Below are 25,104 nucleotides of genomic sequence, written 5' to 3'. Positions count from 1 at the left end.
CGCGGAAGTGCTAGGGCTCGCGGCGGGCACGGCGCTCGCTCGACGCTGCCGCCATGGTCTTCGCCGAGCCCCCTTTGCCGATCGTGACCGAGCGCCTCGCCTCCTCCCTGCTGCGCCCCCCGGAAAACCCGCCCCCGTCGATCGACGCCGTGCTCGCGGATCGGTTCGGCATCGCGGCGTTCCGGCCGTGGCAGCGCGAGGCGATCGACGCCCTGCTCGGGGGCGCGGGCCGCGTCCTCGTTGTCGCGCCGACCGGCGGCGGCAAATCGCTCTGCTACCAGCTCCCAGCCGTCGCCCTGCCCGGCACGACGCTCGTCCTGAGCCCGCTCATCTCCCTGATGGAAGATCAGGTGCGCGCGCTCGATGCACGGGGCATCCCCGCGACGTTCATCGCCTCCAGCCTCTCGCGCGAGGAGAGCGGCCGGCGCCTCGGCGCCCTCCGCCGCGGCGAGTACAAGCTCGTCTACGCCGCGCCCGAGCGCCTCGCCCTCGACAGCTTCCTCGATGCGCTCGCCGCGAGCCGGCTCTCGCTCGTCGCCGTCGACGAGGCGCACTGCATCGTCCAGTGGGGGCACGACTTCCGGCCCGACTACCTGCGCATCGGCGCCGCGATCGCGCGGCTCCGCCCGCCCCGGGTCCTCGCCTGCACCGCGACCGCGACCCCCGACGCGCGCGACGAGATCATCCGGCGGCTCGGCTGGCCGCTGCGCCCGTCCGACGGCGGCGCCGCGGGCGGGCACGGGCCCGAAGGGCCGCCGCCCACGGTCATCCTGCGCGGCTTCGCCCGGCCCAACCTCCACCTGCAGGTCTCCGCGGTGGACGGCCCGCGCGAGGCCGGTCGCCGCACGGCGCGCGCGCTCCTGGACGCCCTCGGCGACCCCGGGCGGCCCCGCGGCGCGGGCATCGTCTACGCCGCCACCCGCAAGGGGGCGGAGCGCCTCGCCGAGACGCTCCGCGACGCCGGCTGGAACGCCGAGGCCTACCACGCCGGCCTCGCCCCCGAGTCGCGCGCGCGCCTCTCGGCCGGGTTCGCCGATCGCAGCCTCTCCGTGGTCGTGGCCACGAACGCCTTCGGCATGGGCATCGACCGCCCCGACGTGCGCCTCGTCGTGCACGCCCAGCCGCCGTCGTCGATCGAGGCCTATTACCAGGAGGTCGGCCGCGCCGGCCGCGACGGCGACCCGGCCCGCGGCCTCCTCCTGTTTGCGCCCGCGGACATCGCGCTGCGCCGCCGGCTCTGCCAGCTCGGCGACGGCGGCGCCGAGGCGAACGCCGACGACGCCGCGCGCGCGTGGGGGCTCTTCCGCGAGCTGCTCCGCTACGTCGACGCCGCGACGTGCCGGCACGACTTCATCCTCCGCTACTTCGGCGACGAGGCCGAGTCGCTCGGCGGCTGCGGCCACTGCGACGTCTGCCTCGAGGTCGACGCCCTCGAGGCGAGCGACCCGGCGGCGCTCGCCCGCGACAACGATCTCGTGCGCCGCGCGCTCGCCGGCGTCGCGCGGGTGAAGGGCGGCGCCGGGATGCAGGCGATCGCGTCGATGCTCATCGGCGAGTCGAACGAGCGCGTCCGCCGCATGGGGCTCGATCGGCTCTCCACCTTCGGTGTCCTCGAGGGGAAGAGCCTCGACGAGGCCATGTCGATCCTGCGCGTGCTGCTCGCCAACGCCTGGATCGACCTCACGACCGGCGAGTTCCCCGTCCCCCTGATCACGTCGGCCGGCTGGCGCGTGATGCGCGGGGAGGTGCCCACCCGGGTGCGGCTCCCGCCCCCCGCCGCGCGCCGCAGGCCGCTGCGCCGCGCGGCGCCGGTCCCCTCGCCCGCCGCGCGCCGCGCGACGGCCGCGCTCTCCGCGCCGGCGCGCACGCCGCCTGCCGCGCAGGCGTTCCGCTCGGCGGCAGCCCACGGCGATGCGGCGCCCCTCGAGCCGACCGCTCCCGGAGCCTCCTCGCCCGCGCAGGAGGCGCCCGGGGCCGATCTGGAGGAGCGGGATGTCCCGCTGTTCGAGGCGCTCCGCGCCCACCGGGCCACGCTCGCCAAGGAGAAGTCGCTGCCCGCCTACATCATCGCGCACGACCGGACGCTCCGCGAGATCGCCCGGATCCGGCCCGCGTCGCTCGACGACCTCGCGCTCGCGCGCGGCATGGGGCAGGCGAAGATCTCGAGCTACGGAGAGGGCATCCTCCGCGTGGTGCGGGAGTTCGCGGGCCCCTGATCGCCCGAGGCGAGCCCGGGCACGGCAGGTCGCTGGAGCGGCCGGCAGGCGGGCGCCCGGGAGACGTGGAGGCGGGGAGAGCGCTCGAGTCGACTCACCCCGTCTCCACGCCTCCCGGCGCGATCGTGCGCGCTCTTCACGCGTGACCCGCGACGCGGAGCTCCGCGATGAGCTGGCCATCCAGGCTGACGAAGGTCGTGAGCCGGCCCTCGACGTTGATGAACACGTCGAGCATCACACCGGCGCCGAGATCCACGACGTGGAGGTCGTCCTTGAGGACCACCACCGGGGCCTCGCCTCCCCTCGGCGGGCGCCTGGAATCCCTCTCCATGGCCTTCTTCGAGTTCATGCCCCCCTCCGCCCGCCCGCCCGTCCTCGCCGCGCGCCCCCGGAGCCGCCTCGGCGCGCCGCGCCGCCGACCCGGGCGCGACCCGGCGCGCGAGACGCCGTGCTCGCCGGCGGACACGACAAGCGCGTTCCATGCCGTGCTCGCACGGCCGAAGTGATCCTTCCCTTCACGCAGCCCCCTTTCTCTCCGCTCCTCGCCCGACCGGCGGTGCCTCCATTTCATCGGATCGGTCTGGCGGGAAGGGAAGAAGTTCAGGGGACAATCCGACTTTTTTTCCCGGCTTCCCGTCCTCGCGCTCGGACCGGGCAACCACGGTCGGACCGGGCAACCACGGTCGGACCGGGCAACCACGGTCGGACCGGGCAACCACGGTGGATCAGCTCACCCGCGCCCAGGACGCAAGCGACGCCGCGGCCCCCACGGAGACCCTGCCCGAGGCGAGCACCGGGCCGAGCGCCGGCTGCTCCAGGAGCATCGCCTCGACCCGCAGCAGCGCCGGCAGGTAGACGACCTCCCGCGCCAGGCCGCCCCCCCGGTGGACGCGCGCCGCGATGCGCAGGGCGTCGGCGGTGGAGCACGCGCCGCGCGCCTCGATCAGCCGCGCAGTCTCGACGAAGCCGGCGCCGCGCTCGACGCTCCGGGCGGCGAGGTGGCGCAGCCCGAGCTCGATCCGGCGGGCGCCGACCAGGTATCCCTCGGCGCGCTCGCGCGCGAGCGCCCAGCCCTCCTGATCGTCGCCGCCGTTCGCCGTCCCGATCGCGAAGATCCCGAGCGGGAGCGCCGCGGCGCGCACGCTGGGCGCCGCGTGCCCCTCGATCTCGTGGAGCACGGTGCGCTCCACGTCGTCGCGCGTGAGCATGCGCCCCCGCGCGATCTGGATCACCCCGTCGCCCGTCGCGGCGAGCGGCGCGATGTCGACGATCACGACCCGGAGAGGCAGGCGCCGCTCCCCGATCTCGCGCCGCATCCGCGACACGAGCGACCGGGGCGAGCGCACATCGTCGCTCCGCACCCGATCCTCGTCGCCCACCGCCGCGCCCGCCTCCCGCTCGACCCAGGTCGCGGCGAGCGCGTCCGCCTGCTCGTCGAACGCGTCGCGCGCCACGTAACGGCGGCGCGCGGCGGCCCAGCACCCCGCCCCGCCCGCGGCCTCGCAGATCGCGGCCTCGGCGGCGAGCTCGACGGCGCGGCCAGCGTAGACCACGCCGAGCTCCCCCTGCCCCGCGAGCCGCTCGGCCGCCGTGTCCATCGCCTTCCGGAGATCGCTGTGGTCCTGCGCGGGCGCGTAGGTGAACCGCGGGAGCTCCCCGCCGCCCCTCCCCCACGCGACGGCGAGCCGCGCGAGCTCCTCGACGAGGTTCACCGGCGTGCTCGATCCGACCACGCGGATCCGCCGCGCCGCGGCGCCGAGGAGCCGATCCGCGTCCGGCACCCAGGCCGGCGGCCCCGCCGAGCTAGCCCGAGGACGCCGCGCCACGACCCTCCGCTCCTCTCGCGCTCGCCCTCGTCCCGCTCGCCCCCACCCGGCTCACCCCCGCCCCGCTCGCCCCCGTCCCGCTCGCCTCGCGAACGCGCCGCGCGCCCCGTGCCGCGCGCCTCAGAGCAGGTTCGCCGCGAGCTCCGCGAGCTCGCTGCGCTCGCCCTTCGCGAGCACCACGTGCCCCGCGATGCGCTCGCGCCGGAACCGCTCCGCCACCACGAGGAGGCCGTTCGACGCGTGGTCCACGTAGGGGTTGTCGATCTGCTGTGGATCGCCCGTCAGCACGATCTTGGTCCCCTCGCCGCACCGCGTGATGATCGTCTTCACCTCGTGCGGGGTGAGGTTCTGGGCCTCGTCCACGATGAGGTACTGGTGCGGCAGGCTGCGCCCGCGGATGTAGGTCAGCGGCTCGACCTGGATCCGCCCGCTCTCCAGGAGCTCCACGAAGCCGCGCGCGTCGCGCCCAGGCTTCGCGCCGCCGTTCGAGAACAGGAACTCGAGGTTGTCGAAGATCGGCTGCATCCACGGGTTCAGCTTCTCGTCCACGTCGCCCGGAAGGAAGCCCAGATCGCGCCCGAGCGGCATGATCGGCCGGCTCACGAGCAGCCGGGTGTAGGCGTTGTCCTCCGTCGTCCGCTTGAGCGCCGCCGCGAGCGCCAGGAGCGTCTTGCCCGTCCCCGCCTTGCCGATGAGCGTGATCAGCCGCACCGAATCGTCGAGCAGGAGGTCGAGCGCGAAGGCCTGCTCCTTGTTGCGCGGCCGGACCCCCATCACCCCCTCCCGCCCGACGCGGAGCGCGACGATCTGCCCGCGCGCCGCGTCGAAGCGGCCGAGCGCCGTGTGGCTCGGCGCGCCGGCGTCGCGGAGGAGCACCGCTGAATTTGGCAATAGATCCGCCAGGTTGGCACCGGTGAGGACGCCGCTCTGGAAGAAGGCGTCGACCTCGGCGCCGGGCACCTCGAGCTCGACGACCGCCTGCCCGACGGCCGGGTCGTGCACCCGCTCGTTCTCGTACGTCTCCGCCGGGATCCCGAGCGCGTCGGCGCGGATCCGGAGGTTCGTGTCCATGGTCACGAAGATGGTCGGCCGATCCTTGTGCCGGTCGCGGATGTCGATCGCCGTCTGCAGGATGGCGCTGTCCTGCGAGCCCGACTCCAGCCCCACGAGCAGCTCCGGCCGCCGCTCCGGGATCGCGATGCGCAGCGTGCCGCCGTTCTCCAGGAGCACGCCGGTCGCGAGCGTGCCGGCGCCGCGGACCTCGTCGAGCAGCCGGGCGATGGTCCTCGCGTTGCGCCCGCGCTCCGAGCCCTCCCGCTTGAACTGGTCGATCTCCTCGATCGCGTAGATCGGGATGATGACGTCGTTGTCTTCGAACTTGAAGATCGCGTGGGGATCGTGGAGCACGATGTTCGCGTCGAGAACGTAGTTCTTCTTCATGGGGGGAGCGCGACGGCGTAGCCGCCTGCGGCGACGGGCGCAAGGGAGTGTTGAGTCGCCCGCCCGAGGATGCCGTCACCCGGTGATCGGCAGGAGCCCGGACATCGGGAGAGATACCGAGCTTCGACTCGGCCGGATCTGGAACATCGCCCACGCCGTCCGCGCCGTCCACGCCTTGTTCCAGGCGGCCCGCCGCGATCACAGATCGATCCGGTAGTCCTTGATCTTGTAGAGCAGCGCCCGGTGGCTGATCTCCAGCACCTCGGCCGCCTTGGTCCGGTTGCCCTTCGTCTTCTGGAGCGCGCGCCGGATGAGGATCTCCTCGATGACGCGCGACGTCTTCTTGATCGACAGCTCGCCGCTCGTCAGCTGCATCTGGATCGGGTCGCGCGCCTCGCGGATCCGCTCGGGCAGGTCGGCCTCGCCGATGCGCTCGCCCTCGCAGAGCACCATGGCGCGCTCGACGGTGTTCTCCAGCTCCCGGACGTTGCCCGGCCACCGGTACTCCAGGAGCAGCCGGCGCGCCTCGGGCTCGAAGCCGCGGATGTTGATCCCGAACCGCGCGTTGTTCCTCGCGAGGAAGTGATCCATGAGGATCGGGATGTCCTCCCGCCGCTCCCGGAGCGGCGGGATCGCGATCGGGAGCACGTTGATCCGGTAGAAGAGGTCCTCGCGGAACCGGCCGGCCTGCGTCTCGGCCAGCAGATCGCGGTGCGTCGCGGCGAGGATGCGGACGTCGACCTTGAGGTCCTTGTTGTCGCCCAGGCGGCGGATCGTCTCCTCCTGGAGCACCCGGAGCAGCTTCACCTGCAGCGGCAGCGGCAGCTCGCCGATCTCGTCGAGCAGCAGCGTGCCGTGGTTCGCCTGCTCGAACAGCCCCGCCCTGTCGTTCACCGCGTCGGTGAACGCGCCCCGCTTGTACCCGAAGAGCTCGCTCTCCAGGAGGTTCTCCGGGATGGCGCCGCAGTTGACCGCGACGAACGGCCCGCCCCGGCGGCCGGACCTCCTGTGGATCGCCCGGGCCACGAGCTCCTTGCCGACGCCGCTCTCGCCCGTGATGAGCGCCGTGGTCTTGTAGTCGGCGACCTTCGCGATCGTCTTGAAGATCACCTGCATCGGCGGGCTCTTCGCGAGGATCTCCTCGAAGAGGTTCTCCCGCCGGATCTCCTGGCGCAGGGCGCGGTTCTCGCGGCGGAGCGACTCCCGCTCCTCGGCCTTGCGGAGCGTGAGCAGCATCTCCTCCGCCTTGAACGGCTTCTGGATGTAATCGTAGGCGCCCGCCTTCATCGCCTCGATGGCCATGTCGATGTTGCCGTAGGCGCTCATCACGATGACCGTGGCATCGTTCCCCTTCGCCTTGAGCGTCGCCAGGAGATCGAGGCCGCCCATCCTGGGCATCCGGACGTCGGTGAGGATCACGTCAGGCCCGAACGTCTCGACCATCGCGAGCGCTTCCTCGCCGCTCGAGACCGCCTCGACCTCATACCCGTCCCGCTTGAGGAACGTGCGCACCACGAGTCGCAGGTTTTCTTCGTCGTCGACGACTAGGACACGGCGCATAGACCCTGAAAACTTTTCCTACACCGGCGCGCACCACTCCGCAACGAGTTGCATCTCGCCGCATGCCGCGGTGCGGCCATCCGCCGGGAAGACGGCCTCGGTTGCAGGGCGCGTCGCGCCGCGCGGCGGGCGGGCTCTGCGAAGGATGCCGCGCACCGCGCGAAGGCCGCTGCGCGACGCGGATCGCGCCTGCGCGGCGGCCGTGCTGCGCGGCGCGCGCCCGCGGTGGTATCCGTTGACGCAGGTCGCGCAGGCTGCTTTAGCGGCGCGACGCGCACCGGGAGCGAGCTGGGCCGCGCGCGGCCCGACACGACACGCCGGAGCGGCCTTCGCGGGCAGGACCGCGTCCCTTAATACGATCGCGTGAGGAGCCAGGGCATGAGCATGAAGGATCGTCTGGTCGACCAAGCAAAGAAGCTCGCCTCGTCGGGCAGGGTCGTCCGTGTCGTCAGCAACGATCGCGTGATGCGGCTCGCCACGGGGGTCATGGATGCGAAGAACCGCCTGCGCGCCGCCCGGGAGCTGGCCGCGGAGGCGTGGGACATCCTGCTGAACGGACACGCGCTCCCGAACCTCGATCCGGCGCTCGACGACGAGGCCGGCGTCCACGTGGCGACGCCGGCCCGCGCGGCGTCGCCGCGGCCCGCCGCGCCCGCCTCGGGCGGCGCGGGGCTGTCGGCCGTGGAGACGACGGCGAGCGCCGCGCCCGAGCGGGCCGCCGCCCGCCCGCACGTGAACGGCGTCGGCGCGAACGGCGCGGGCACCTACGTGGCGGCGGCGGCCGAGCAGCAGCTCGCGACCCAGATGGCGGCGCGAACGTCGCTGTCGCGGATCGGCGGGCGCGACGTGTTCGAGAAGGCGTACAAGTTCATGACCGCGGACAACGCCCGCGCCATGGGCGTCTACCCCTTCTTCCGCCCGCTCGACTTCAACAACGGCCCCGAGGCGCAGCTCGAGGGACGGACCGTGACGATGCTCGGCTCGAACAACTACCTCGGGCTGACGACCCACCCGAAGGTGCGAGAGGCCGCGCGGAACGCCATCGACAAGTACGGCACGAGCATGACCGGCTCGCGGCTCGTGAACGGGTCGATGCGCCTCCACAACGAGCTCGAGGAGAAGCTCGCCGCCTACCACGGCAAGGAGGCCGGACTCGTGTTCACGACGGGCTATCAGGTGAACATCGCGACGATCTCGGCGCTCCTCAGCAACAAACGGAGCGTCGCGATGATCGACAAGGACGATCACGCGTCGATCTACGACGGCGTGCGGCTCGCGCAGGCGTCCGGCGCCCGGATGGTGCGCTACAAGCACAGCGACCCCGCGTCGCTCGACAGCGCGCTCTCCGAGATCGCCGACACCGAGGGCGCGCTCGTGATCACCGACGGCGTCTTCAGCGCGCAGGGCGAGATCGCGAGCCTGCCCGGGATCGTCGAGGTGGTGAAGAAGCACAAGGCGCGGCTCCTCGTCGACGACGCGCACGCCCTCGGCGTCATCGGCCCGGGCGGCCGCGGCACCGCCGCGCACTTCGGCCTCGACAAGGAGGTCGACCTCATCGGCGGCACCTTCTCGAAGTCGCTCGCCTCGATCGGCGGCTGGCTCGTCGGCGAGCGCAAAGTACTCGATTATATTCAACATTTCGCCTACAGCTTCCTCTTCGCGGCGAGCGCGGCGCCGCCCTGCGTCGCCGCCGCCATGGCCGCGCTCGACGTCATGCAGGAGGAGCCGTGGCGCCAGGAGAAGCTCCGCGAGAACTTCACCTACATGCGCACGGAGCTCCAGAAGCTCGGCTTCGAGCTCGGCAAGACCGAGACGGCCGTGATCCCCATCTACATCCGCGACGACCTCAAGACCGTCATGATGTGGAAGTCGCTCCTCGACGACTACGCGCTCTACGTGAACCCGTTCATCACGCCGGGCGTCCCGCCCAAGCAGCAGGTCCTCCGCACGAGCTACATGGCGACCCACGAGCGCAAGCACCTCGATCGCGCGCTCGAGGCGTTCGAGAAGGTCGGGAAGAAGTTCGGCGTGATCTGAGCCGGAGCCGCGCCGTCGGGCTCGCCGGCCGCCGGCCGGGCGGGCCCGAGGGGCGCCTCCGCCAGCGCCCGCCCGTGGTATCGACGGGCGATGACGATCGTCCTCCATCGCTTCCCGCTCAGTCACTACGCCGAGAAGGCCCGCGCCGCGCTCGACTTCAAGGGGCTCGAGTACCGGATCGAGGAGCACCTGCCCGGCCCGGGTCAGATCGCCATCTACCGCCTGTCGGGCCAGCGCAAGCTCCCCGTGATCGAGCACGACGGCGCGGTCGTCGCGGACTCCACCGAGATCGCGCTCTACCTGGAGCGCACCTTCCCCGACCGGCGGCGCCTGCTCCCCGAGGATCCCGAGGAGCGGCGCGAGGTCCTCGCGCTCGAGGCGCACCTCGACGACACGCTCGGAAAGTACGCGCCGCGCGTCTGGCTGCGCCACGCCCTCCGCGAGGATCAGTACCTGGACGCGCTGGGCCGCGCGCTGGGGTCGTTCGGGCACGCCGGGCTCGGCGCCCTGGCCGCCGTGGTCCCCCTGGCCGAGGCGCGGGTGGGCGCCGTCCAGCGGCGGCTCGACGAGGCGGAGCGCGCCGTGCGTGGCGCTCTGACCGACCTCTGCGCTCGCCTCGAGACCTCACCGTACCTCGTCGGCGACGAGCCGTCGCTCGCCGACATCGCCGCCGTGAGCCTCGTTTACCCGTTCAAGTTCCCACCGTCGAAGCACCTCTTCAAGCCGGAGGTCGAGGGCGCGTCCGTGCGCAGCATCGCCGAGGATCCCGCCCTCGCCCGCTTCTTCGACTTCCGGGACCGGTTCTACCGCGACCACCTCCGGTGAGCGGCGCCGCCCGCTTCGGCATTTTCGCCGGACCACCGCCGTGATGAGGTGAGCGATCATGGATCTTCGACCGTTCATGCAAGGGGTCGCGGCGGCGCTGGGGCCTGCGATCCGCTCTTTCTTCCTGACCGCGGCGGCGATGTCGCTCCTGGCCGTCGTCCTCGCCGCGTCCTCGTACGCCATCGCGGCCGACGGCTCGGCGCTGCGCGGGGCGCTCGCGGCCGTCGCGGCGCTCGCGCTGTGCGCCGTGCTCGGCTTCACGCTGTCGTGGAAGCGGGCGCTCGGCGCCGGCATCCTGCAGGTCGTGCGGTCGAAGCGGCTCGGAGGGATGCTCGTGACCGCGGTGTTCGACCGGCTGCTCGGCCTCTCCGAGCAGGCCGAGGCGGGCGCGCGCGGCGGGCGCATGGCGCAGGCGGTGGAGGGCGTGCCGATCAACGAGGCGGCGAAGCGGCTGCGGCTCGCGGTGATCCATCGGGTGCAGGCCGCGCCGCAAGGGGGCGGCGTGCGGGGGTTCCTGCGGCGCCAGATCGAGGCGCGGCTGCTCAAAACCATCGAGACGCTGACGCTGGCGCGCTTCCGGAACGAGGCCAACCAGAAGGGGGGTATCGACCTGCTCAAGGCGCGCGACGAGCTCGCTCAGGGCGTGGACGACCTCGTCACGGACGAGATCGAAGGGACGCTGCTCTTCACGACGCTGCTCCTCGTCGGCGCCGCCGCGATGGCGTCGCTCGGGGCGGCCGCTGGCATCCAGTACATTCCCCTCTGAGCCGGGACATCCCCCCTCCGGGGGGCGAGCGCACAGCGCCGCCGGCGCTGCGGTGTTGCCGGCAAGCGCACTGCCTCGGCCGCGGGTCGCGGCGAGCGCGCCGCCCCGATCGCAGGCGCGGCGTCGATCTCTCACGGCCATGCACATCGGCTTTGCCTAATTGCTCACTACTACGTTACTGTCATCCCGCTGCCGTTACTTTCCGTGTTGCTCTCACGTTTCATGTGGCTTTCACGTCATGTTGCGCAGAGGTCATGTTGCGCAGAGGAGGCAGTTCGATGATGGAGAACGGTATGGGAAAATGTTGCTCGGCGCTCGCTTGCGTCGTGGGGTTGCTCGCGTCGCCGGCCGCCTGGGCTCAGGATCCCGCGCCCCCCCCGGCTGATCCGGGCGCAGCGGCGGCCCCGCCGGAGACCACCGCGCCGGCGCCCCCGGTAGAGCCGACTGCGACGGCGGGCGACGCGGCGACAGCAGGCCAAGCGGCGCCCGTCACGCCGGCGCCCGTCACGCCGGCGCCGGGCACCACCGAGCCGGTCGGAGAGCCGGCGGCGGAGCCGAGCCAGATCCCGAGCTGGTTCCGGTTCGATGCGGACAACGTCGGTCTCCAGGTCTGGGCCGGCGCCTCGCACCAGCTCGGCCCCATCAGCCTCTCGAGCGACATCTATGTCACCACGCTGGGAACCGCGGAGTTCGACATCGGCCCCGCCTTCACGATGGGTCCGGTCACCATCAACCCGATGGTGGGCTTCGCGTTCAACTTCGTGACGCAACAGCCGGCGGCGCTGGTCGCTCCGCAGCTGTTTACCTACATCGACGCGAAGCCCGTTTACTTCGAGTCGTGGATCCTGGGGTCGTTCTCCAGCATGTTCGACGAGACCGTCCAGAACTACCTCTACTCGCGGGACTTCCTCCTCTTCTATCCGACCGACGACTTCGGCATCGGCCCGCACCTCGAGCTCTCGATCGACCTCAACGAGGTCGTGCGCGCCGTGGATGACCCGACCACGGTCGGTGTGGACGAGGGGGACGTCGACAACACCGGTCTCGCCAGCCTGCAGCTCGGCGGTGTGATCGGGCTGAACTACGGCACGGGGAACAAGCTGCTCCTCTACCTCGGCTACGAGACGCAGAAGGAGAGCCAGCTCGGCGACAAGATCGCTGGCCGGTTCACGTTCATCCACAACTTCTGAGGCGCGCCGCGCCGAGCCACCGGCCGGAGCGATGGGCGCACACGTCCTGTCGCCTCTGGGTCGGGCTTCCCATCGGCCTGGCGCGCTGGTACCGGAGCGCCATGGCCCAACGGATCTCGTTCATCACGACCGCGCTGTGCACGCTGCTCGGACTCGGGTGCCAGGCCCAGGACCGCGTCCCGCCGGCCTCGCCAGACCCGGGCGCCTCGGCATGCCAGCCCGCCGACTGCGGCCCGCTCGCAATGATCGCCCGCATCTGCGACGACGGCTCCACGGGCGCATCGCAGTGCATGCGCACCGAGGGCGGAGCGTGCCGCTGGGAGCACGTCTGTCCCGGCGAGAAGTCGCCCGCCGGCCCGGCGCCGACCCGGCCTATCCCCCAGCCGACCCAGCCGCCCGGGCAAGAGTCGCCCGCGGAGCCGCCGCGCCCGAACCAGCCGGCCGCGCACCAGCCGGCCGCGCAGCCGCCGGGCGCGGGCTTCGCCGACGCCAACGCCGCGTTCGCGCAGCGGCTCTACGGCAAGCTCGCCGCCACGACAGGCAAGCTCTTCTTCTCGCCGGCGAGCGTCTCGACCGCGCTGGCCATGACCTACGCCGGCGCCCGGGGCGAGACGGCGGCCCAGATGGCGAAGGCGCTCGAGTTCACCCTCCCGCCCGAGGCGCTGCACCCCGCGTTCGGCGGGCTCGTCAAGGAGCTCACGCAGGCGGGCGGCCCCAAGGCGCCCGAGCTCCGGATCGCCAACCGGCTGTGGGGCCAGGCCGGGCTGCCGCTCGATCCGGCGTTCCAGAGCACCACCCAGCAGCACTACGGCGCGGGGATCGAGCTCGTCGACTTCAAGGGCGGGAGCGAGCCGGCGCGCGAGCGCATCAATCGATGGGTCGAGCAGCAGACGAACGCGAAGATCAAAGACCTGATGCCGGCGGGCAGCATCACGCCTCTCACGCGTCTCGTCCTCACGAACGCCATCTACTTCAAGGGGAGATGGGCGACGCCCTTCGACAAGCAGGCGACAAAGAACGAGCCGTTCACGGTGAAGCCCGGCACCGCGCCGGCGGTGCCGATGATGCGCAAGACCCTCCAGGCGCGCTTCGGGCAGGCCGCCGATGCGTCGGTGCTGGAGCTCGCCTACGAGGCGCAGAACCCCGACCGACCGCTGGCCATGGTCGTCATCCTGCCCGCGCAGGTAGACGGGCTGCCCAAGGTGGAGCAGCGCCTGTCGGCCGGGCAGCTCAAGGGGTACGTGGAGGCGCTCCGGCCGACGCGGGTCGACGTGGCGCTCCCGCGCTTCAAGATAACCGCGGAGTTCGAGCTCTCGAAGACCCTGGCGGCGCTGGGAATGCCGCTCGCGTTCGACGACGCGAAGGCCGATTTCTCGGGGATCACGAGGGCGGAGCCGCTCTTCATCTCCCAGGTCCGCCACAAGGCGTTCGTGGAGGTCAACGAGGAAGGGACCGAGGCCGCCGCGGCGACAGGCGTCGCCATGGCCACGCGGTCGGCCCCGGCGCCGTCTCCGGTGTTCCGCGCGGATCACCCGTTCGCGTTCCTGATCCGCGACGTGGCGACAGGCGCGGTGCTGTTCATGGGCCGCGTGACCGATCCGCGATGACCCGGCCGTCCTCCCCGAGCGCCGGGGGGTGAGCTCGATTCCACAGGCATCGATGTGGGCATCCATCCCCTCGATCCCCTCGATCCACCGCGCGATTCAAGCTCGCGCGCAGGCCTGCGGACGGAGCCGAATGTCCGCGCTGCGCTGGAGAACCGCGGTACGATGAGCCGTTTTGCCGGGGCCTTCACCGGCTCCGCCAACCCTCGATGTCAAGGAGCGAGCGATGAAGAACGAAGACGCGGCGAAGGTGCTGCATGCCGTCCGTGACCTGGCCCCCGCGATCGCCGCGCGGAGCGCGGAGATCGAGGAGGCGCGGCGCCTCCCGGCGGACCTGCTCGGACAGCTCAAGGCGGCGGGATGCTTCCGGATGTTCCTGCCGAGGAGCCACGGCGGCCACGAGGTCGATCTGCGCACGGGGATGGACGTCCTGGAGACGCTCGCCCGGGCGGACGGGGCCACCGGCTGGACGGTGATGATCGGCTCGGAGAGCCCGCACCTCTTCGCGCTCCTGCCGCGCGAGCGCTTCGACGCGGTCTACTCCGCCGGGCCGGACGTGATCATCGGCGGCGGCTTCAACGCGCAGGGCGAGGCCCACGCGACCGAGGGCGGCTACCGCGTCACCGGGCGCTGGAGCTTCGCGAGCGGCTGCGAGCACGCCAGCTGGCTGTTCGGGAACTGCGTGATCCTGGACGGCGGCCGCCCGCGGATGGGCCCGGCGAGCGAAGTGCGCGAAGTGCGCGAGGTGCCAGAGATGCGTGGAATGCTGTTCCCCGCGAGCGAGGTGCGCATCCTCGACACCTGGTCCGTGCTCGGCCTGCGCGGCACGGGCAGCCACGACATCATGACGGAAGGGGCGTTCTGTCCCGCGGCGCACAGCTTCGATATCTTCCAGGGCCAGTCGTCGGTGGCCGCCCCTGGGTTCGTCGCGCCGGTCCTGCACTTCGTGCTCCACATGGGGGCCGTGGCGGTGGGCATCGCCCAGGGGGCGCTCGACGATGTCGTGACGCTCGCGAGCTCCGGCAAGAAGCGGCTGTACGCGCGCGCCCAGCTCGCGGACTCCCCGGTGTTCCAGGTCCACCTCGGCCGCGCCGAGACGAGCGTGCGCGCCGCCCGCGCCCTGCTGCGCGACACGGGGGACGAGCTCTGGGCCGCGTGCGTGAACAACCCCGGCGCCGCCCTGGCGATGACGCCGCGGATCTCGGGCACCCTGGCCTGGGTGACGGAGGTGGCGGCCCGGGCGGTGGACGCCTGCTATCAAGCCGGCGGGGGCGGCGTCGCCCGGAACGCCTCGTCCGTGCAACGGCGGTTCCGGGACATCCATACCCTCTCTCAGCACGCCGCCGCCGCGGAGGGGTGGCTCGGCCAGGCCGGCGCCGCGCTCCTCGGCCAGCCGACCGGCTTCTGGACCTGAGACGCCGCGACCCGGAACGCCGCGCCCGCCGCCGCGTCGCGACCAGGTCACGCCGCGCCGCCACCGCGGTATAGGTGGTCGCGCCTTGCGCTCCGCTCCGCTCGCCCCGCTGGTCCTCGCCGCCCTGTCGTTCCTCGCCTGCGCCGGCGCCCCGCGGCCGGCCGCGGCGCCCGCGCCGCCGCAGCTCAGGGAGGGCGCCTGCCCGCCTCGCCCGGCCTGCGACGCGCCGCCGCCGGTCGTCCTCCCGCGCGGGTTCAGGCACACGCGCTCGCGCCTCGTCGCGAGCGGGTGGCCGCGCCACCGCGGGCGCGACCTCTTCGCGCGCCCCGAAGGGCCCCAGTGGGCCATCGCGAAGCTCGCTTACGGGCCGCAGGACGACGATCTCGAGGACGAGGACGTCGAGGCCCATCTCCTCCGCGGCTGCAGCGGCCCATGGGAGAGGCTCGGCACCTTCCGGACGAGCGACGATGACCACCTGCACCCGACCGCCGAGGGCATCCCGGACACCGGCGGGCGCGTCTATCTCGATCTCACCGCGGGGCGGCGCCTCGAGGTCGGCCGGCACCGTGTCCACCTCGCCGTGGTCGGCGACGGCACGAGCGCGGATCTGTTCATCGAGGTCCTCCCGCCCGGCGCGCGGGTGGCCGTCACCGACGTCGACGGGACGCTCACCTCGAGCGAGGTGGCGGTGGTCGGCGAGCTCTTCGGCGGCGCCCCGCCGGCCGCCCACCCCGGCGCGGCCGAGGCGATGCGCGCCCTCGCCGACAGCGGGATTTACCTCTTCTACGTGACCGCGCGCCCCGAGTGGCTCGTGGGCAGCACGCGAGCGTGGCTGAGACAGCAGGGCTTCCCGCCGGGCATCCTCCACACCACCCTCGGCGTCACCGGCGCCATGGGCCGGGCCGCGGCCGATTACAAGACAATCGAGCTCGGATGGCTCAAGGCGCGGACGGGCATCGTGCCGTCCTTCGGCTTCGGCAACATGCCGAGCGACGTCACGACGTACACGGCCGCGGGGATCGCCCCTTCACGAAGCTATTATCACAAGCTCGGCGGCGACCTCCGCGGCGGCGTGCCCCACGAAGACTACCGGGCTCTCGTCCCGGCGCTCTTCAGCCCACCTGCCGCCTGCGCGCCCTGAGGGAGGCGCTCGCGCTGCGAGCCTGCGCGCTCGGGCCGCGGGGCGCGCCCTTTTCAGGCGGCGCCCCGCCCGGGGGCGCGCCCTGCGCAGGGGCGCCCCCGCCGCCGATCACTGCGGGACATCGATCACGTCATCGCAGGTGAAGTCGACCGCCAGGGCCGCCTGGGGATCGGACTTCACCGCGTTGCACGCGCTCTCGCAGAGCTCGATCTGCGTCGGGTTCGCGGGGTCGTCGTAGCGCCAGGCATCATCGCTCGCGCACTCCTGATCATACGCGAGGGCCTTCGGCTCGTCCGCTCCGCTCGTGTACGTCACGCGCACCCGCTGCTTGTCGAACGTCCTTCCATCGGGGGCCGGCGGGATCGCGACCGTGCACGACACCGAGGCGCCGCGGATCTCGTCGATGGCCGCCCTGAACGTGGTCGCCGTCGCGTCGGGGTTGCCTGTCTCGATGATGAAGGCCTCCCCCGTGCCACCGGCCACGGCGATCTCGCGCAGGTTGTCGACGTTCCCCGGCCCGTCGTCCGGCGGGTTCGCCACCCCGATCACGTAGGTCGGGATGTTGTCGGCGAGCGCCTCGTCGACGTGCTCGACGACGGCCTCGATCGAGTCGGACCCTTCGCACAGCTGCGGGTAACCGTCGGTCACGAGCACGAGCGCGTACTTCCCGGGGTCCTCCTGGCGCTGCGCCTGGATGAATGAGATCGTCCCTTCGACCACGAACGCCGTCGGCGTGCCCATGCGCCAGTCGTCGTCGGTCGCCGGTGTGACCTCGTCGATCGCTTCGGCGAACGCCTCGGAGGGCAGCGGCGTCATCTCGACATCCGGCGCCTGATAGGTGCGGGCCGAGCACATGCGCCGCCGCTCGCCGCCGGGGAAGAACGTGAGCGAGGCGGTGAGCCCTGCCGACGCGGGATCCGCGAAGAACTGCTTTGTCGCGCTGACGACGGGATCCCACTTGAGCTCCTTGCTGTGCGAGGGCCGATCGTTCGCGCCCATGCTGCCCGACACATCGAACGCGACCGCCAGGTACACGGGCTGGAGCTCGGCCTTGGCCGTGTGCGTGGCGCAGGCGTCGCCGGCGCCGGTCGAGCCGCCGACACCGCTGGGGCCGCTCGGGCCGCCCGGGTCGATGCTGCCGCCCACGTTCAGACCGCTCCCCACGCCGAATCCGTTGCCGGCGCCTCCGCTCCCATCCCCCGAGCTGTTCGCGGCCCCCGAGCCGCTCTGGGAGGTGCCCTCGCCGTCAGCGCTCGATCCGCCGCCGCACGCCGCACCGAACGCAGTCACCATGGACAAGGCAATGGCTATCGCAGGCAATCTCATGGCCTGACTCCTTATAAGCAAGTGCCGGCGCCGTGCGCCGGTAGAGAGAAGCAAACTAGCAACTGAGGTTTCAGGAGCCGACGCACCGCCGAGCCGCGCTCCAGAGACCTCGCCACCCATGAATACTATAAGCCAGAAATATGCTCATTGCGAGACATGGTTTTTCAAATACCGTGTCAGTCGCGTCGCTCGCGTCGCTTTCAACGCGCTGAGAGCGCAACTCACCCGTGTGACCGCAAAGCCTGTGCGCCGGTGTATCCTGCGTGCTCACACGAGCGCTCGCCGGTGCTACGCTCCACACCGTATGGTCCGCGCGGTGTGTTTCGATCTGATGGATACCGTCCTCTACGACCCGTACCGCGAGGCGCTCGCCGCGGCGATCCGGGCCGCCGCGCCGGCCGAGGTCGCCAGGCACCGCGACCGCACCTGCTGGCCCGCGTTCGAGACCGGCGAGATCGATGAGGCCGAGTTCGCCCGCCGGTTCTTCCGCGAGGGCGCCGAGGGCGTCTCGTTCGATATCGACGCGTTCAACCGCGTGCGCCGCGCGGGATATCGCTTCTTGCCCGGCGTCCGGGAGGTCGTCGAGGCGCTCCGGGGCCGCGCGCTCCGGTTCGTGGCGAGCAACTACCCCGTGTGGGTGGAAGAGCTGCGCGAGACGTTCGCGCTCGATGCCCTGTTCGAGGGTGTCTATTCGAGCCATCACCTGCGCGTGCGCAAGCCGGCGCGCGAGTTCTTCGATCGCCTGGTAAGCCGCATCGGGGTCGACGCGGGCGAGTGCCTGTTCGTCGACGATCGCGCGGAGAACTGCGACGCGGCGGCCGCGGTCGGGATGCGCGCGCACCTCTTCGACGGGGCCGCGGGGCTGCGCGCCCGGCTCGTCGGCGAGGGCTTGCTCGACGATGGAGGGCGCTAGGCCCGCTCTTCCGCCGCGCCGGCCAGGGCGCCACAGAGCGGGCACGACGCGCCGACGTGCGGCGCGTCGCCGCGATGCAGGTCGAGGATCGCGCGCGAGATCTGCGCGAGGTCGCGCCGCACCTCGCGGCGCATCCCCTTCACGCGCGCGATGGACATCGAGTCGTAGGCCGTGGTCTGGTGCCGCATCCAGGCGATCACCGCCGACTCGGCGCGCCGCGCGACCGGGATCCGCTCCGTGCGCGCGACGGTGCCGCTGCCCACGGGGGTCGCGTGCGCCGTCACGCGGGTCGCGAGCGTCCGCGCGAGCGCCGCGTAGCGCGGCGAGAACCGGAGGAACGCCGCGACCTCGGCCTCGAACTCGCGCACGTACTCTTCCTGGTCGCGCTCCCGTCGCCGGGCGTCCGCCTCCCGCTTCTTCGCGTAGGCGGGCGTGCTGCGCTCCGCCTCGAGCGCGGCGCGGGCGGCCTCGATGGCGGCGGCCGGCGCCCAGAGGCCCCGGGAGAACGTCTTTCGCCCGCGCTTCTCGACCACCATCCAGGACGGGCCCGCGAGCTTCACCCGGCGGGTGAGCCCGGCGTCGCCCGGGGGCAGGCACGCCCACCCCTCGGGGGGCGAGAGCAGCGCGCCGTCGGGCGCGCGGAAGCGGCGGGGATCCTCGGTCGGGGCCAGGGTCAGGCACTCGGGCATGGCGGCGCGGCCGGCGTGGTAGGCCAGGTCATCCCGCGTGTCCAGCCGCCGTCGCCCGCGCCGCGCTGGAACCGCCGAACAGGGCGATGGTACGCTCTGCGCCTGCGAGGGGCCCGCCCTTCCGCCCCGGCGCGGTCAACGGGACAGGAGGCCAGCGTGTCGGACGACGATCGCACCAGGTGGGACGCCCGCTACCGCGAGGGCGGCGACGATCCAGGCGAGCCCTCGGCGGTGCTCACGGCGCTCGAGCCGCTGCTGCCCCGGCGCGGGCGCGCGCTCGATCTGGCGGGCGGCGCCGGGCGGCACGCCCTGTGGCTCGCGCGGCGCGGGCTCGACGTGACCCTGGCCGACATCGCCGAGGTCGGTCTCGGCGTCGCGCGAGGCGCCGCGGCGAGGGAGGGGCTCGCGCTGCGCACGGTCGCGCTCGACGTGGAGCGCGATCCGCTCCCCGGCGGTCCGTGGGACCTGATCCTGATCTTCTATTTCCTCGAGCGCAGGCTCGCGGCCTGCGCGGCGGAGCTCGCCCCGGGCGGCCACCTCGTCGTGGTGCATCCGACGCGGTCGAACCTGCTGCGGCACGCGCGCCCGAGCGCGCGCTGGCTGCTCGAGGACGGCGAGCTCCCCGGGCTCCTCGGCGAGGCGCTCGAGGTGGTCCGTTACGACGAAGGGTGGCTGGAGGAAGGGCGTCACGAGGCCCGCCTCGTCGCACGGCGGCGGGGCGCCGCGGCGCCTCATCCGTGACGGCATGGCGCGCGCGCGCGCGATGGCGCGGCGCCTGTCCGTGACGGCGCGGCGCGCGGGCGCGATGGCGTGGCGCGCGGGCTTGCTGCGACGCGATGAACGCGCTTTGCTCTCGCCATGCGCTTCGCCCGACTCGCGCCTCCGGATCAGGATCGCCCGGCCTTCTTCGCCCGCCTCGAGGGCGCAGCCGCGCTCGTCCTCGACGCACCTCCCTGGCTCGGCGGCAAGGCCACCGGCGAGGCCGTGGCGTGGACCGAGGTGGACCTCGTCTGCCCCGTGGCCCCCACGAAGATCGTGGGTGTGGGGCGCAATTACGCCGCGCACGCGCAGGAGCTCGGCAACGACGTCCCGGTCGAGCCGCTCCTCTTCCTCAAGCCGCCCTCGGCGCTCATCGGTCCGGGCCAGTCCATCGTGCTCCCGCCGGAGAGCCAGCGGGTCGAGCACGAGGCCGAGCTCGGCGTGATCATCGGCCGCCGCTGCAAGGCGGTGCGGCCGGAGCAGGCGGGGGATCACGTGTTCGGTTACACCTGCGTGGGCGACATCACCGCGAGGGATCTGCAGAGGAAGGACGTGCAGTTCACGCGGGGCAAGGGGTTCGACACGTTCTGCCCGGTCGGGCCGTGGATCGAGACAGAGCTCGACCCGGCGGCGCTCCGCGTGCGGGCCGTCGTGAACACCCAGGTGCGGCAGGACGGGATGACGGCGCAGATGCTCTGGAGCGTGCCCGCGCTGGTCGCGTACATCAGCCAGGTGATGACGCTGGAGCCCGGCGACGTCATCGCGACCGGGACGCCCCAGGGCGTGGGGCCGATCGTGTCCGGCGACGAGCTCGTCATCGACATCGTCGGCGCCACGGCCGGGGCGCGCGGGCTCGGGGCGCTGCGTGTGTCCGTGGCGGCGCAGGGCAACGGCGCCGGCGACCGCTGAGGGACCGAGCGGCCCCTCGGCATCGCTCTCCGAGCCCGCGAGGCCCTACTAGCTAGAGCGACAAACGGGTTGAAATCCCGGGAAAAGCAGAAATTTCACAGGGAGGCGGGAAGGCGGGGAGGGAGAGACGGCGAGGGAGAGATTCTTTTTTTTCTTCCTCCCCGCCTCCCCGCCTCCCTGTGAAATTTCTCCCGGTTTCAACATGATTGGTGCTCTAGGCCCGGCCGTCCGCTGCCCGGAGCTCGGTGACGGTGCGTGATGCCTGATCGACTCAGCCGCCCGTCGACCCTGCGGCGTTCCGCCATCGAGCGAGCGCCCGCTTTCTCGCATTCACGGCGGTGATCGGCGGCCAGACCGGCCAGCGCTCGCGCTGCCCGGCGTGGCAGGCTCTGTGCACTGACCCGCAGGCGAACGCATCCTCCCCACCGTCGTTGCGGTCGCCGGAGCGCCCCCCTGCCAGGGGGCCGCGCGCGCCGCAGCAGATCTCCGAGGTCACCGATGACATCCCCTGCGACTGCGAACTCCTGGCCATGGCACCCCATCGCGCTCCTGGCCTTCGGCGTCGGCGCGGCCCCGGGCGCGGCCGCCCGAGGCCCCGCCCCGCCGAAAGAGGCCTCAGAACGGTTGCCCGTCCCGGAGCACGATGGTCACGTGCGAGAGCCCGGTGCCGCCGAGGAGCATCGCCTTCACGAGGAACTCGACCATCGTGTCCAGGCACTCGGCGGGTGAGAAGCCCGCCCGCCCGGCCCCGAGCAGGGGCAGCGCCATGCTCCGGAGCTTCATCGTGTTGGCGTGGTAGAAGCACCCTTCGAGGAGCCGCACGATGAGATCGCGGGTCGGCCGGTAGGTCGCCACGTGATCCCAGTCGAGCGTGATCGCGTGGAAGACGAACCGCGCGCTGAGCCTGCCGGCGGAGCTGACGACCACCCCGCCGTGACGCACGGGCACATACTTGCGCGTCTCCAGGTGGCACACGCCGCCGCTCGCGTGGTTCAGCGCCATCGCCACGCCGGCGGACATCGTGAGCTGCCCGTCGTCCGCGCTCACGAGCGCGTCGGCCGACACGCCCGCGATGTTCGCGCGCACGATCGCCAGCGTCCTGTCCCCGTGGAACTGGAACGCGGTGACCGGCCCGACCGGGCCGCCCGCCAGAAGCACGGAGCGGACGCGCTGGTACTGCTCCAGGTACATGCGGAGCGTCAGATCGTGCGGGTCGCCCCAGCGCGTGCTCTGCGCGCCCACGAGCGCCGCCTCGATCTCCTCGAAGGACTGGAAGCGGTCCTTCGGGTCCTTGGCCAGGCAGCGCTCCAGGACGGCCTGCACGTCCTCGTCGAGCTCGGGCCGGAGCGCCCGCGGCCGGGTCGGGATGTCCTGCCGGTGCGCGAGCAGCAGCGGCAAGAGCTCCTGCTCCTCGAACGGCCGCTGCCCTGTGGCCGCGTGGTAAAATGACGCCCCGTAGCTGTAGATATCCGCCCGCGTGTCGCTCTCCTGCGGGCTCCACGCCTGCTCGGGCGCCATGTAGAACGGCGTCCCGAGCACGGTGCCCATCGCCGTGAGGGGCTGCTCGCGCAGGGCCGTGGGCCCCGTCGTGGCGGTCAGGCGCGCGAGGCCGAAGTCGGCGACCTTCAGCTCTCCGGACGGCGCGATCAGCATGTTCGACGGCTTCAGGTCGCGGTGCATCACCCCGAGCTCCGTCGCGGCGGCCATCCCCCGCGCCGCGTGGAGCATGTAGCGCCGCAGATCGTCGAGCGGCAGCGGCCCGCTCTGGAGCCGCGCGGCCAGCGATGGGCCGCCCACGTACTCCATCACCATGAACGGCGAGCGGTTCGAGAGGAAGCCGAAGTCGTGACAGCTCACCACGTGCGGCGACTTGATGAGCGCCGAGATGCGCGCCTCGCGCAGCATCCGCTCCCCTGCGTTCGGGTCCGCGTGCCCCGTGAGCACCTTGATCGCCACGACCCGCGCGAGCGCGAGGTGGCGCGCGCAGAACACGGCGCCCATCGAGCCCACGCCGAGCAGCCCCTCCACGCTGTACCGGCCCGCGAGCTCCTTACCCAGCGTCAACGCGTCGATCATGGCCGAACCATCGCTTGCACCACCGAGGATGTTCGGAACCCCGCGCGCCGCGGTCAAGGGGCACGGCGCGACGCGCATTTCCCGAGCGCGGCGTGACGGTCCGGCAAGAGATCGCCGTCGGGCCGGGACGATGTGGTGAAGACGGCGTGCGTCAGACGGCGTGGGCCGACGGGGCGCCGCCCTGCGCGCGCTGCCGCGGCGCCTCGCGCAGCCTCGCGAGCTCGGCCTCGACGCGGGATCGGAGGCGCGGATCGTCGGCGAGCCGCCTGGCCCAGAGCCGCCTCATGCGCGCCCACACGGTGCGCCGGATCGCGCGCTCATCGAGCGCGGCGGCGGCCCCGTTGCGCTCGGTCGCGACGAGCAGTCGGGCGTAGTCGGCCGCGCTCAGGGCGCCGCGGACGGCCTCCCACGCGGCAACATAGGCCTTGTCGAACCGGTCGCGGAGCGCTCGCTCGCGGCGCCTGGCCTCCTCCGCCATCGACTCGCGCCATCGCCGCTCGGCCTCGTCCCAGCGCGCCACGGAGAGGCCGTGCGCCCTGAGCACCTCGGCGCGGGGGATCGGCCTCTCCTCGAGCTCCGCCGCGACGGCAGCGCACCGCTCGAGGCTCACCTCGTCGCCATCGCCGAGCGGCACGATCCCCTCGGCGGGCGGCTCGCCGTCGCCCCGGAGGACATGAAAGAAGCGGGAGGCGGCCGGCGGTTCGGGTTCGCGCGAGAGGGCGCCCGGGGCCGAGGCGGCGTGGAGAGCGACCTCGACGAGCGGAGGCGAGGCCTCGTCCAGCGCGAGGGTCGCGAGCCCCGCGGACAGGTCGGGCGCCGGCGAGGCGCGCTCGCCGGACCACGGGGCGCCGAGGATCGGCGCCTCGGGCGCGAGGCGGGGCGCCGGCATCGGGCGGATGAAGAACGGGATCGCGGGCCGCTCGCCGGCGCGCGCCTCGTCCGCGTCCGACAGGGCGAGCGTCAGGCTCGCGGCGGCGGCGACGTCGCCCTGCTGTGGCGTGAGCCCCGGCCGGCTCTGCCGCGCCGCTCCCGGCGCGGACGCGAACGGCAGCGCCGGCGCGCGCACCGCCGCCTCGCCCTGCTCCTCGGAGAGCGCGAGCGTCTCCAGGGGCGACGGGCCCTGCAGCAGGTCGATGAGCTCGATGTCCTCGTCCGAGAGGTGGATCGTGCGTCCCGGATCCCCCGCCCGCTGGCCCGCCGGGCCGCAGGCATCGGGCGCGTCCTCCATCAGCACGGTCCCTTCCGGACCGTTCCGGGGAGCGGGCGGCTGCGCTGCCTCGACGCGCCGGGCTCGCCCGAGGCGCAGCTCGGGCCACGCGACCTCCTCGCCGTCGATCGCGACGCCGGCGGCGATCCGCACGGCCGCGAGGGCGCCCTCGCCGGGGACGGGGATGATCTGACGCCAAACGACCGTGCAGCGCTGCTCGGCTCCGTCGATGCGGAGCGTGTCGGCGCTCAGCGCGAGGGTCTCGCCCCCTGTCGCAGCGGACGCGGCGAGCCCTTCGATCCGCGCGACCCCGCGCGCCCTCGGCAGGCGCATCTCCAGCCGCGGAGCGGCCGGGTGCAGGTTCTCGAGCACGATCCACTCGTCGCCGCGCAGGAAATCGATCCGCTGGTCCGGGGGCGCCGCCTGGAAATACGACCAGTCGAAGCCTGCGGGGATCTCCGCGTTCGGGCCCTCGAGCGTCTCGCGCCGGGTCTTGCCGAGCAGCCGCTTGCGCGCGGGCCAGGCGCGCGCGATCGGGCCGAACCCCGCGGGCCGCGCTGGGTCCTCTGGATCGACGAGGATGGCCTCGCCGCCGTTCGGGTCGATGCCGAACGGGTTCTCGCACCCGTTCGCGCCGCGGACCGCCTTCTCGTAGACGAGCGGCATCCGCTGGAACGGCTTACCGTCGCGGACCAGGAGGCGTTTGTCGAGCGCGCAGCCGCTCGCGCCGAAGACCGCGACCCGCACCGGCAAGGACTGGACCTGCGCGCCGTCAGGAGCATGCGCGTCGCCCGTGAAGAGGACGTCGGTGCGGCCCAGGTAGGGCGCGAGGTCGCCGGTGAACCGCACGCTCCGCGCGGGGTTCTTGCCGTGATGGACCTCGGCGCGGAGGATCTCCTGCGGCTCCGTCCGCCACATGGCCGCGCCGGGCGTGAACGCGAAGCTCGCCTTGACGAGGATCGTGATGTACCGCCGGCCCTGCGTGCGCCAGGAGATGGCGGCGGCCTCGGCGCCGGGGAGCGCCGTCACGATGTCGGGGGGGAGCGCGCTCACGCTCGCGCGCTCCGGCAGCTGCTGCCGGCCTTGGCTCGCCTCGTCGTCACGCATTGCTTCGCGACAAGGAGTACCTCGCGGGTGGTGACGGACGTGTTGCAATCCCGTGATCCGCTCGTGGAGCCAGCGCCCTCGCGGCCCGCCCGGCGCGGA

The 25,104-nt window shown here is 72.7% G+C and carries 19 protein-coding genes; 11 read left to right on the top strand and 8 right to left on the bottom strand.

All coding sequences use genetic code 11. From position 1 onward, the window contains the following. Nucleotides 1–53: 53 nt before the first annotated feature. Nucleotides 54–2,216 (top strand): RecQ family ATP-dependent DNA helicase, encoded by a 2,163-nt coding sequence (locus WMF36_RS15130; RefSeq protein ID WP_437580313.1) that lies wholly within the window; start codon nt 54–56, stop codon nt 2,214–2,216. Between the two features lie 136 nt (nt 2,217–2,352). Here the strand turns inward: WMF36_RS15130 and WMF36_RS15125 are convergent, their stop codons facing one another. The 4 genes from WMF36_RS15125 to WMF36_RS15110 form a co-directional block, all read right to left on the bottom strand. Then, the gene (locus tag WMF36_RS15125) at nt 2,353–2,565 is read right to left on the bottom strand and encodes a hypothetical protein (protein WP_437580312.1); all 213 of its coding nucleotides are present in this window, start codon (nt 2,563–2,565) and stop codon (nt 2,353–2,355) included. Nucleotides 2,566–2,941: 376 nt separating this feature from the next. Then, nucleotides 2,942–4,042, bottom strand: coding sequence for a tyrosine/phenylalanine carboxypeptidase domain-containing protein (locus WMF36_RS15120; RefSeq protein WP_437580311.1), 1,101 nt, complete (start codon nt 4,040–4,042; stop codon nt 2,942–2,944). Between the two features lie 120 nt (nt 4,043–4,162). Continuing rightward, nucleotides 4,163–5,482 carry a PhoH family protein gene (locus WMF36_RS15115; RefSeq protein WP_437491012.1) on the bottom strand — a complete coding sequence of 440 codons (1,320 nt, stop codon included), beginning with the start codon at nt 5,480–5,482 and terminating at the stop codon, nt 4,163–4,165. 198 nt (nt 5,483–5,680) lie between these two features. After that, complete coding sequence (locus tag WMF36_RS15110) at nt 5,681–7,042, bottom strand: sigma-54-dependent transcriptional regulator (RefSeq protein ID WP_437580310.1); 1,362 nt, start codon at nt 7,040–7,042, stop codon at nt 5,681–5,683. A 378-nt stretch (nt 7,043–7,420) separates the two neighbouring features. Here WMF36_RS15110 and WMF36_RS15105 point away from each other — a divergent pair, with 378 nt between their 5' ends. From WMF36_RS15105 to WMF36_RS15075, 7 genes are all read left to right on the top strand, one after another. After that, a complete protein-coding gene (locus WMF36_RS15105; protein WP_437580309.1) occupies nt 7,421–9,079 on the top strand; it encodes an aminotransferase class I/II-fold pyridoxal phosphate-dependent enzyme in 1,659 nt (552 codons plus the stop codon). 90 nt (nt 9,080–9,169) lie between these two features. After that, on the top strand, nt 9,170–9,904 hold the full coding sequence (locus WMF36_RS15100; RefSeq protein ID WP_437580308.1) for a glutathione S-transferase: 735 nt from the start codon (nt 9,170–9,172) through the stop codon (nt 9,902–9,904). Nucleotides 9,905–9,962: 58 nt separating this feature from the next. Further along, nucleotides 9,963–10,670: a hypothetical protein gene (locus WMF36_RS15095; protein WP_437580307.1), complete on the top strand. Its 708-nt coding sequence runs from the start codon at nt 9,963–9,965 to the stop codon at nt 10,668–10,670. A 293-nt stretch (nt 10,671–10,963) separates the two neighbouring features. Continuing rightward, nucleotides 10,964–11,860: a hypothetical protein gene (locus WMF36_RS15090; protein ID WP_437580306.1), complete on the top strand. Its 897-nt coding sequence runs from the start codon at nt 10,964–10,966 to the stop codon at nt 11,858–11,860. A 101-nt stretch (nt 11,861–11,961) separates the two neighbouring features. Further along, nucleotides 11,962–13,467, top strand: a complete 1,506-nt coding sequence (locus WMF36_RS15085; RefSeq protein ID WP_437580305.1) for a serpin family protein — start codon at nt 11,962–11,964, stop codon at nt 13,465–13,467. A gap of 223 nt (nt 13,468–13,690) precedes the next feature. Further along, complete coding sequence (locus WMF36_RS15080) at nt 13,691–14,878, top strand: acyl-CoA dehydrogenase family protein (RefSeq protein WP_437580304.1); 1,188 nt, start codon at nt 13,691–13,693, stop codon at nt 14,876–14,878. Nucleotides 14,879–14,963: 85 nt separating this feature from the next. Further along, on the top strand, nt 14,964–16,019 hold the full coding sequence (locus WMF36_RS15075; protein ID WP_437580303.1) for an LNS2 domain-containing protein: 1,056 nt from the start codon (nt 14,964–14,966) through the stop codon (nt 16,017–16,019). A gap of 108 nt (nt 16,020–16,127) precedes the next feature. Here WMF36_RS15075 and WMF36_RS15070 read toward each other — a convergent pair whose 3' ends face one another. Further along, nucleotides 16,128–17,345: a vWA domain-containing protein gene (locus WMF36_RS15070; protein ID WP_437580302.1), complete on the bottom strand. Its 1,218-nt coding sequence runs from the start codon at nt 17,343–17,345 to the stop codon at nt 16,128–16,130. Nucleotides 17,346–17,661: 316 nt separating this feature from the next. On the opposite strand from WMF36_RS15070, the gene WMF36_RS15065 reads away from it, so the two are divergent. After that, nucleotides 17,662–18,258 carry an HAD-IA family hydrolase gene (locus tag WMF36_RS15065; protein ID WP_437580301.1) on the top strand — a complete coding sequence of 199 codons (597 nt, stop codon included), beginning with the start codon at nt 17,662–17,664 and terminating at the stop codon, nt 18,256–18,258. Here the strand turns inward: WMF36_RS15065 and WMF36_RS15060 are convergent. Continuing rightward, nucleotides 18,255–18,947, bottom strand: coding sequence for a DUF2293 domain-containing protein (locus WMF36_RS15060; RefSeq protein WP_437580300.1), 693 nt, complete (start codon nt 18,945–18,947; stop codon nt 18,255–18,257). The two genes, WMF36_RS15065 and WMF36_RS15060, sit on opposite strands and share 4 nt — an antisense overlap. A 156-nt stretch (nt 18,948–19,103) precedes the next feature. On the opposite strand from WMF36_RS15060, the gene WMF36_RS15055 reads away from it, so the two are divergent. Both WMF36_RS15055 and WMF36_RS15050 read left to right on the top strand, forming a co-directional pair. Continuing rightward, entirely contained in the window at nt 19,104–19,688 is a 585-nt protein-coding gene (locus WMF36_RS15055) for a class I SAM-dependent methyltransferase (protein ID WP_437580299.1), read from the top strand. A gap of 117 nt (nt 19,689–19,805) precedes the next feature. After that, on the top strand, nt 19,806–20,615 hold the full coding sequence (locus WMF36_RS15050) for a fumarylacetoacetate hydrolase family protein (RefSeq protein WP_437580298.1): 810 nt from the start codon (nt 19,806–19,808) through the stop codon (nt 20,613–20,615). Between the two features lie 615 nt (nt 20,616–21,230). Here the strand turns inward: WMF36_RS15050 and WMF36_RS15045 are convergent. Beyond that, nucleotides 21,231–22,691 carry a serine/threonine-protein kinase gene (locus WMF36_RS15045; RefSeq protein WP_437580297.1) on the bottom strand — a complete coding sequence of 487 codons (1,461 nt, stop codon included), beginning with the start codon at nt 22,689–22,691 and terminating at the stop codon, nt 21,231–21,233. Between the two features lie 151 nt (nt 22,692–22,842). Then, nucleotides 22,843–25,005 carry a DUF2169 family type VI secretion system accessory protein gene (locus WMF36_RS15040; RefSeq protein WP_437580296.1) on the bottom strand — a complete coding sequence of 721 codons (2,163 nt, stop codon included), beginning with the start codon at nt 25,003–25,005 and terminating at the stop codon, nt 22,843–22,845. Nucleotides 25,006–25,104: the final 99 nt, after the last annotated feature.

The organism is Sorangium sp. So ce887 (assembly GCF_051521455.1).
GTDB lineage: Bacteria > Myxococcota_A > Polyangia > Polyangiales > Polyangiaceae > Sorangium.
Note: the sequence above shows the minus strand (reverse complement) of the source record. Positions and strands in the feature narration are given on the sequence as shown.